This is a genomic window from bacterium (assembly GCA_021158245.1).
In the GTDB taxonomy this organism is placed as follows: domain Bacteria; phylum Zhuqueibacterota; class QNDG01; order QNDG01; family QNDG01; genus QNDG01.
Genome location: JAGGVB010000105.1, coordinates 1 through 9,631 on the forward strand (window position 1 = coordinate 1; position 9,631 = coordinate 9,631).

5 protein-coding genes are annotated in these 9,631 nt (G+C 42.0%); all 5 read left to right on the forward strand.

From position 1 onward, the window contains the following. The first annotated feature begins 110 nt into the window (after positions 1-110). Positions 111-1,733: a CocE/NonD family hydrolase gene (locus J7K93_06180; protein ID MCD6116582.1), complete on the forward strand. Its 1,623-nt coding sequence runs from the start codon at positions 111-113 to the stop codon at positions 1,731-1,733. A gap of 332 nt (positions 1,734-2,065) precedes the next feature. Next, the gene (locus J7K93_06185; GenBank protein ID MCD6116583.1) at positions 2,066-3,598 is read left to right on the forward strand and encodes an alpha-L-fucosidase; all 1,533 of its coding nucleotides are present in this window, start codon (positions 2,066-2,068) and stop codon (positions 3,596-3,598) included. A 30-nt stretch (positions 3,599-3,628) separates the two neighbouring features. Beyond that, the gene (locus J7K93_06190) at positions 3,629-5,515 is read left to right on the forward strand and encodes a glycoside hydrolase family 127 protein (GenBank protein ID MCD6116584.1); all 1,887 of its coding nucleotides are present in this window, start codon (positions 3,629-3,631) and stop codon (positions 5,513-5,515) included. 51 nt (positions 5,516-5,566) lie between these two features. Continuing rightward, complete coding sequence (locus tag J7K93_06195) at positions 5,567-7,297, forward strand: glycoside hydrolase family 32 protein (GenBank protein ID MCD6116585.1); 1,731 nt, start codon at positions 5,567-5,569, stop codon at positions 7,295-7,297. A gap of 14 nt (positions 7,298-7,311) precedes the next feature. Then, positions 7,312-9,631 (forward strand): hypothetical protein (locus J7K93_06200; protein ID MCD6116586.1); only part of this gene is annotated, 2,320 nt, incomplete at its 3' end.

Here is a 9,631-nt window from a genome sequence, read left to right on the forward strand (position 1 = left end):
AAATGAAAAAAAATGGAATTACGGTAAGAAAAGTATTTCAACTAATTGTTTTAACAGGGACATTATGCTCTTGGGGAAAGACGGCTTCTATTCATATTCAAAGGGATGTCATGATCCCAATGAGAGATGGAGTTAAGCTTGCGGCCAATATAACACTTCCCAATAAAAGAGGGAACTTCCCTGTGATTTTAGTTAGAACACCCTATGGTAAAGACAGCGATGAAGATGATTGGGGTACGTATTGGGCAGAAAACGGTTTTGGTTTTGTTATTATGGATTGCAGGGGAACTGGTAATTCGGAAGGAGAATGGTATCCAGGAATAAATGAAAAAACAGACGGTATTTATACACGGTCATGGATTCTTCGACAGAAGTGGTGCAATGGTAACATTGGAACTACCGGCGGGTCTTACCTTGGATTTACACAATTTGTTTCCTCAACAGAATCGACTGAGTCTTTAAAAGCCATGTTTCCAATAATACCACTAATAGATTGGTTTAATGGCGGTACATACATTAATGGCGCATTAAGCCTTGGTACTGCAATGGGATGGGGATTGAGCATGGCAAGACCCAGTGAAGGCGAAGATGCTTTGATTGACGAGGATAAATGGGATTGGGAAAAGGCATTCAGAAAATTACCACTCATTGATTTTGATAAAAATATTGGGATTAAATTACCCTGGATGCGCGACTGGGTGAAGCATCCGAGTTACTCTGATTACTGGCATGGAATCAGTCTGGCGGACGTAGAAAAGAAATGTAAAATCCCTTTGGTTACGGTCAGCGGCTGGTATGATGTTTTTCTGAATCAGGTGCTTAAATATCACTCTGACGCGATAAATAAAGGCAAAAAGAACCAGTATTTAATAGTTGGTCCATGGGGACACGGGCCGAATTACAGTGCAGGAGAGAGAAAATTTGGCGAGAATAGTAAACTCGATCTTGAGGCGCTTCAGTTGAAATGGTTCAACCATTGGTTGAAAGGCGAAAAAGTAAATTTAGGATTGCCACCAGTAAAAATATATGTGATGGGCAAAAATTACTGGCGTAATGAAAACGAATTTCCATTGAAACGAACGAAATATGTAAACTATTATTTAAACAGCAACAGAGACGCAAATTCATTGAGCGGTGACGGAACACTCTCACAGCAAATTCCATCTGAAGAATCATCAGATACATTTGTCTATGATCCGGAAAATCCAGTTCCTACAAAAGGCGGCTCAATCCTGTTTTATGAATACGGGGCTTTTGATCAGAAGAAAATTGAAGGAAGGGATGACATTCTTGTTTTTACAAGTGAGAGTATGAAAGAGGAGTTGGAAATAACCGGCTGGGTGAAGATGATAATATATGCAGCAACGGATTCCAAAGACACCGACTGGACGGCAAAATTAGTGGATGTTTATCCTGACGGCAGAGCATTTAATTTATGTGATGGCATTATCAGAGCCAGGTATCGCAAAAATCTATTTAAACCTGAACTCATTACTCCCAATAGAATTTACAAGTATGAAATTGACCTGTGGGCCACGAGTAATGTGTTTCTGCCAGGGCATAAAATTAGAGTTGAAATCTCCAGCTCAAATTTTCCCCGATTTGACAGAAATCCGAATACTGGAAATAAATTCGGTATGGATGATAAGATGAAGACTGCCAGACAGACTGTCTATCATGGTGCAGAATATCCGTCTCACATTATTTTGCCTGTCATTCCAAATGATAAGTAGTGCAACAGGTGCTTTTTGAAAGATAATTGAAATATGATATTTTTGCAGATATAAATGGGGGTTTGATTGAAACAATAAAATGCCTATTAATAAAGGAATATGCATACAATTAGAGGTGAACACAAATTTTTCTAGAAAAATTAAGAAAACAGGCGCTCCTTTTTAGCTGGTTGCGTTTCTCGGCGAGGGACATTGAATAGATAAGCCATTCTAAAATCAACTTGCCCAACTGATTGTTTGGTTTGTAAGTTACTTTTTTGATCATTTTAAGTAAAAGTGAATTTTTATAACATATTTTATGGAACTGCAAAATTAAAAAGAGAGGTAAAAAAATGAAAACATTAAAATTATTAGTTTTATTAATCAGTGTTTTGGTTTTAACCATATTAATCCAGTGCAGTGGAAGAAAAGGGGGAATATCTGCAAAAAAAATACATTACGAGCCAAATTGGACATCACTTTCCCAATGGGAAATACCAGAGTGGTTTGATGATGCTGTACTTGGGATATACATGCACTGGGGAGTTTACTCGGTGCCGGGTTTTGTTTTTACTGATCCAAGCGAACGAATAGATAGCGGCTTATGGTACGGAGCCCAGATGTATAACACGAACAATGTGTATGGTGTGTACAAGTATCATTTAAAAACCTATGGTGATCCGAGCAAGTTTGGGTATAAGGATTTTGTTCCGATGTTCAAGGCTGAAAAATGGGACCCGGACCGCTGGGCTTCGCTGTTCAAAAGTATTGGAACAGACTTCGTCGGGCTCGCTGCCGAGCACGGTGACGGCTTCTGTTTGTGGGATACTAAGTATGATAAATATAATGCAGCGAATATGGGGCCTAAAAGAGATTTAATGGGGGAGCTTTTTCAATCCGCAAGAAGACATGGTATGAAGACCGTAGCAACATTTCATAAGGGCACAGGATCAATATATGACGAATATGGCAGGAAGTACTGCCCGGCGGGAGTGGATGTCAACAATGATGATTATAAAGATCTTTACGGTCCTACTACTGCCGAAGAACTTTACAATAAACTGATAGAAGTTGTTGATAAATACCAGCCTGATCAGATGTGGTTTGAGGCAGGAGCCCCGGATAATTACGGGAAAGACAATTACAAAAAATTTATGGCATATTATTTTAACATGGCAGTGAAAAGAAACAGGGAAGCTATAGTAACTCAGAAGTCCGGAAGTCTTCCTCTCTCCTGTTCTGTTTTAGATGTTGAAGGTGGAATTTTCCCGGGCGGCAAATGGGAATGGGCAGGTATGACAGAACCGCAGAAACAACGCTGGCAGAAAGATGTTCCCATTGGAAATTTCTGGGCATATGCCAAAGGTGTCGGATGCCGGCCTGTAAACATGCTTGTAGATGGTATTGTGGACAGAATAAGCAAAAACGGCGTAACGCTTCTTGATGTTGCTCCTAAAGCTGACGGTACGCTTCCTGAAGCTCAAATTGCAGGGCTGAAAAAATTAGGTGAGTGGATGAAAATAAATAGGGAAGCCCTATATGCTGCAAAACCTGCGTCGTTCGTTAAAGGAGGGACTGATAACTGGCAGGCAGGAACAATACGTTTTACACAGAAAAGTGTTTTTCTATATGCAATTGAACTGGGGAATATTTGGCCTACAAAATTGGGCTTTGCAGATTATAGAAAGAGTAAGCGGCCAAAAGTACCATATAAGATTCCGGGTGTTAAACCGATACAAGGCTCAGCGATCAGGATGCTTGGAAGCAGTAAAAGCCTGCCATGGCATCAGGAAGGCAGTGACCTGATAATTGAAGAATTGCCAGATCAGCTGCCCTGTGATTATGCATGGAGCTTTAAGATTAAAGTTCTGGATGCAGTAAAGTGATTTAAACATCTATCAAAAGAAGGGATCAAAATGAAGAAATATTTTATTTTTGCCCTGACATTATGTCTTTTTACTGTTTGTGTCAATAAGGATGAACACAGCAATAAACTTTCGGTAAAATCACTTGCTGCTTTATCCTATAAAGATGCAGCAGTTGCTCTTCCTTCGCCTGCATCAGTTCATTTGGATAAAGGTGGCCGTTTCTATAAGCGGTTCCATGGCAATGTCAAATATGTGATTTATCAGCATGATTATTACGGCAGAGAGATGCTCCGGGCTTACTCAGTTCGTCACTACTCACCAGGAAAACTCCTTGAGCTGGTTTGGGATCGTGAGTATGGGGGAAAATGGCTGGATTCTGCAACCAGGACAGCAGTAAATACCGGAAACAAGGAACTGCTGGCAATGGTTGATAACTTTGCAGACTCTTTGCGTCAGTTGCAGCAGCCAGATGGATATATGGGAATTGAACTGCCAAATGATCGAGTTCTGAATGGATGGGAGAAAGATTGGGACATCTGGAACCAGTTTTATGCAATTTTGGGATTGCTTACACATTATGAGCTGCGCAATGATCAGGCTTCACTGGATGCAGCCTTTCGTGCGGGTATATGGATTATAAAGACGTATGGCCCTGTCAGAGATAAAAACAGCCCGTTTCTACGCGGTGAAGCTGTAGGCGGATTTACAAAAGTTGTGGTTATAGGCCAACTGGTACGACTGTATCAACATACAGGGGATATTGGTTTTTTGGAATTTGTCAGGCAAGTGATCGATAACTATCCTCCTGTTAAACAGATGTTGTCAAGCAGTGAACCTTCCCTTGTTCATCCGTATATGTTAAGTGCAGTTTTAGGCGGCATAGTTAAATTTGCAGAAGCTGCAGGAGATTACAAAATTCTGGCAAAAGTGGAACGTATTTGGGAAGGACTTGTCAGCACTCATCTATTCCCAACAGGATCCCTTGGAGAATCTGAGGATCTGGATGATGAACCAATTGAAGATGTGCCGGACGGGCAGCTGCAGGAAACTTGTGCAACTACAGAGTGGATATTTCTAACCCAGGATCTATATGAAGCAACAGGACGGGCAAGGTATGCTGAAGCGCTGGAACTTACTGTTTATAATGCATTGCTGGCTGCTCAATCTGCTGACGGAATGAAGTGGTGTTACTGGACACCTTTGCGCTATTCAAAACATTGGTTTCATGGGCCCACGAGATGCTGTTTCTGGTCAGGACCTCGCGGTATTTCAAGATTACCCCAGCTCATTTATGCCCTGAAGGGAGATACTGTTTACGTCAACTTTTTTGAAACAAGCCATGCATTTCTAAATACTGACAGTGGAGAAGTATCAATTATACAAAATAGCCAATACCCCGGAACAGGGGAAAGTAGTGTGATTTTAAAAACGCAGCCGGATTGGAAAGGGATGATACAAATCAGAATACCAAGCTGGGCAAAGAATTTTAAGATCAAACTTAACGGGCGTCCTGTACCGGGCAACAAGAGCAGGACAGGGTATTTTGAAGTTGATCTTCATGGTTCAAAAGATTACCAGATTGAAATTAATTTTGATATTCCGTTCTGGCTTGAGAAGTTTGCGGGGGGAGGATGTGTGATGCGCCGCGGCCCGGAGATAATGTCGGTTGATGTGCGTGATAACATTGATACGTGGTTGGGCCAGGATGACTTAATTTCCATTCCGGAGGGTGTTGCACTTCTACCAATTGATCCCAAACATCGATATCAGTGGGCCGGGCCTGTAAATTCAAGTGTCCATCGAAGAAAGTATTGTGTACGGCTCGATGATAAGAGGACCAGTGAACCCCGTAATGTTATACTGACGCCCTATGCTGATGCAGGCAATGAAGGAGCCGCGTTCCGCACTGTGTTTCCATTAACAAAAGATGAATAGTATCCGGCTAATAAGGGCAGTCAGGAATATTATTTTAAAAGGAATCGAAGTATGAAAAAAATATGGTTAAGTTTGTTGCTTTTTTATCTTTTTAGCAGTATAGTCCTTGGTTCTGAAGTGAAAATGAAACTTGAAAATCACTATCTCAATCTGCCGGTATCATATAATGAAGTAGATCATACCAGTATTGAAATTCTTATTGACGGAAAAGCTGAAATTTACCTGGACCTATTCCTTACTGACGGTGAACCGGATTTCTGGGTATTTTTGGATGTGTCTGCATTCAAAAGCAAAACCGCTGTGATCAGAGCTGACCGTGATGACAAGTCCGCTGCCCTGAAGAAGATTTACCAATCCGATAAGCGAGCGTACCTCAACAATCTTTATAAAGAAAAGCACCGTCCCCAGCTCCATTTTTCCACTATTCGGGGCTGGATAAATGATCCCAATGGTCTTGTTTATTACAACGGGGAGTACCACCTCTTTTTTCAGCATTATCCCTTCGGTTACTTTTGGGGACAGCCAAATTGGGGGCATGCAGTTAGTACGGATCTTGTCCATTGGAAACAACTAACTGACGCTATTTACAGGCATCAGCTGGGGGGTATATTTTCCGGCAGTGCTGTGATTGATTATAAGAATACATCAGGTTTTAAGACCGATGAAAATGATAATGATGTAATGGTTGCTATATATGCAACAACGCGGATGATAAACGGACGTGAAGCAGCTACTCAGAATATTGCCTATTCAAGTGACAGGGGACGCACCTTTACTGATTATGAGCATAATCCTGTTATAGGAGACCGCTTCCACGAACTGGGAACAGACAACGCACGGGATCCGAAAGTATTCTGGTATGAGCCAACGAAAAAATGGATAATGATCGTTTTTGAAAGAATTGGTAATTCCATTTACACTTCAGACGATCTTAAAAAGTGGGAGTTTCAAAGCCACATTCAGACTTTCTGGGAGTGTCCCGAACTATTTGAGCTGCCAGTTGACAGATATCCGGAAAACACCAAATGGGTTATGTATGATGTTTCAGGTGATTATGTTATAGGAGATTTCGATGGAAAGAAGTTTACTCCGGAATACGGACGTTTCAATTATATCCAGGGTAAATTCTTTGCTGCCCAGACCTTTAATAATGTACCCAAGCAGGACGGCCGCAGAATTCAGGTTGGGTACTGTGAAATACCGGGATGGGTAGATATCCCTGAATCGAAACCACCTTTTAACGGCCTAATGAGTTTCCCTACGGAGTTGACACTCAGGAGTACTGCAAACGGTATAAGGATGTTCAATGAGCCAGTGGAGGAGATAGAAAAACTTCACAAAAAAGCTCATAAATGGTACAATCTTTCCATGGCACAGGCCAATGAAAAACTCAAAGGTATCGATGCCCAATTGCTGCATGTCAAATGTGAAATAGAAAATATCAACGCTATTGCATACAGCATCATTTTTGATGATGATGTTCTCTACTATACCTTGAAACCAAATTATTTTTACTACAATGAGAATGCTGAAGAAGCTGAATCATTCCGGATCAAGTATCTTCCGGAATTAGGCAGCAATATCATGTTTTATGAATTCATTGTGGACCGTACCAGTCTGGAGGTTTTCGTGGACCACGGGCGCTTCACTATGGTCTTACCAAGAATTCTTAATCCAAAAAAGTTGGGTATGCATTTTGGCGCAGGTGACGGTGGACAGCCTATTAATGATATCAAGATCAACAAACTTGAAGTCTATGAAATGAAATCGATTTGGAAGTAAAAGAGGACTCATAAATGTACATGAACAAATTATTTATTAAATTAATGATTTTTATACTGATTTTATTTTCGTCTCTTTCTGCTCAGACTATCATCTATCCCGTTAACTGTCAGAACCTGACGCTTTTAGCTGCCAGAGAAGTGAGAAGGTACATCTATCTCCGGACCGGGCACCTGCTTTCTGTGCACTCGGCAATAGAAATTCCTCAGACTGGTGACGTAATACTAATCGCAGACGATGCGGATACTTTAGTAGATCAGGTGATCCAAATTGATACCCCTGCAGGCGGTTTCGTCATTAAGTCCAAAACCAGGAATGGCCGTACCGTCCTGGTGATCAGCGGTGATGAGGCTGTAAGCACATTGTATGGTGCCTACCGGTTTGCTGAGAAGCTGGGCTGCCGTTTTTATCTGCATGGTGATGTGATCCCGGATGTCAGGATTCCTTTAAACATACAAGGATACGATGAAAAGGGGCAGCCGCTCACAAGAAACGGCCGTCAATTCACTATCCGTGGTATACAGCCTTTTCAGAATTTTCCCCCTGGTGCGGTCATGTGGGGGAAAGATGACTGGAAAATGTATGTGGCCCAACTGCCTAAAATGGGGATGAATTTTGTCGGCCTTCATACCTATATGTACGATACCGAAGATGATCATGTGGGGGACTATGGCCCTACTTTGAACATCTGGCTGGGTCATGAGGGCGATCTAAACCCCGATGGAACCGTGAATTTCGCTTTTGATGCTACGTTCTTTCACACTCATCAGGGAATTATAGGTTGGGGAAAAATCAATACCAGCGATCTTGTAGGTGGGACCAGTCAGCTTTTTCCTACTGATGGTTATCCATCTGAAATAATCGGAGAAACATATCACCACAACCAGGCCGGATATACCTCTTCATTTAACAAGGCTGCGGATTTGTTCCATGATGTATTTAACCTGGCTAATGACTTGGGTGTAAAGACCGCAACAGGTGTGGAAATTCCTGTCGGCAGAGACGGAGAATCAGGGGAAAAACCTATGGTCCGCGGTATCCCTGAAGCGCTGCAGGATCGGTTGAGAAATACATATGGGCTGGATCCTCTTTCTAAAGAGGCAACTGCGGCACTTTTCAAAGGTATGTACAAGTGGTTGATAAACAATGATATCCCTGTAGATTATTTCTGGTTATGGACAACGGAAATATGGATGCCATGGGGGGGAGCATCTCTGGATAGTGTCAGAGTAGCAACTGCTAAAGCGAGTATCCGGATAGCAGTGAAGGTCTATAATGAAATGTCCCGTAAACCGTTCAACCAGTTTGCTACAGGTGGATGGGTCCTGGGTGCCCAGGGTGATCCGGATGTTTTTGGAGATGTGCTGCCAGATCTGAATGCAGCGTACTCATACATGAATCCGCCCTACGATGAAAATGGAAGGCATATGGCGACTCATGATTGGATAAATGCTATTCCTGCAGAACGTGTTAAATGGCCCTTCACCTGGATGGAGTATGACTACGCTCTGGAACAGCCTTCATTTCATATGTATCGGGTTTTTGAAGATGCCTGGAATGCTTATGAACAAAAGGCAGACGGTCTAATCGGTGAATTTTGGCGTACTAAAATGATATCACCCATGTTTGCTGCTTTTAAGGATGCCACATGGGATTATTCATTGACCTATAAAACAATCAAACATGACATACCTTCGGATCGTGCAGGCAGGTATGCAAAAATTGATACTATTTATCTTGACTGGGCTGTTCACGAATTCGGCCCCGGACCTGCTGCTACAAAAATTGCTGGATATTTTGCTGAGTTTGAAAAAAGGGACAAAAAAAGATTTCATAATGTTATGGATTTTATTGAAGGTGCGGACGATATCTACTCGCAGGGATATATTACCGGAGGAGACTGGGGAAGTAAGCATATATGGGGGCTGTGGGAGGAAGAGCAGCCAGATCTTCGATGGATTGATAACTGGGGGAAGCTGCGGGATCAGGTTAAAGGATCTGGTAATCTATCCCGGTTTGATTACTGGTATTATGTACTCAAAGCATATAAACTAATGGCACATTTTGCTTGTGAACTTAATCAATACAAGATAAAAACCGAGGCCGGCCGGCTTTCTGATGCTTCAGAGCATCGCTCAAAACTAGCCCGACTATGGGAACAAATCATGAGCACTCAAGTGCAGCGTGTCTATGATGAAGTAGATTTGGGGGTCATTCTGAATCTTCAATGGAGAACCTGGAAGAACTGGGTTGAGGGGCTTTATGATGTTAATTTCTTGAAAGCAGGAGGCATTCTGCCGTCCGATAAAGATCCTGCGAAGCAGTATAAAGGCG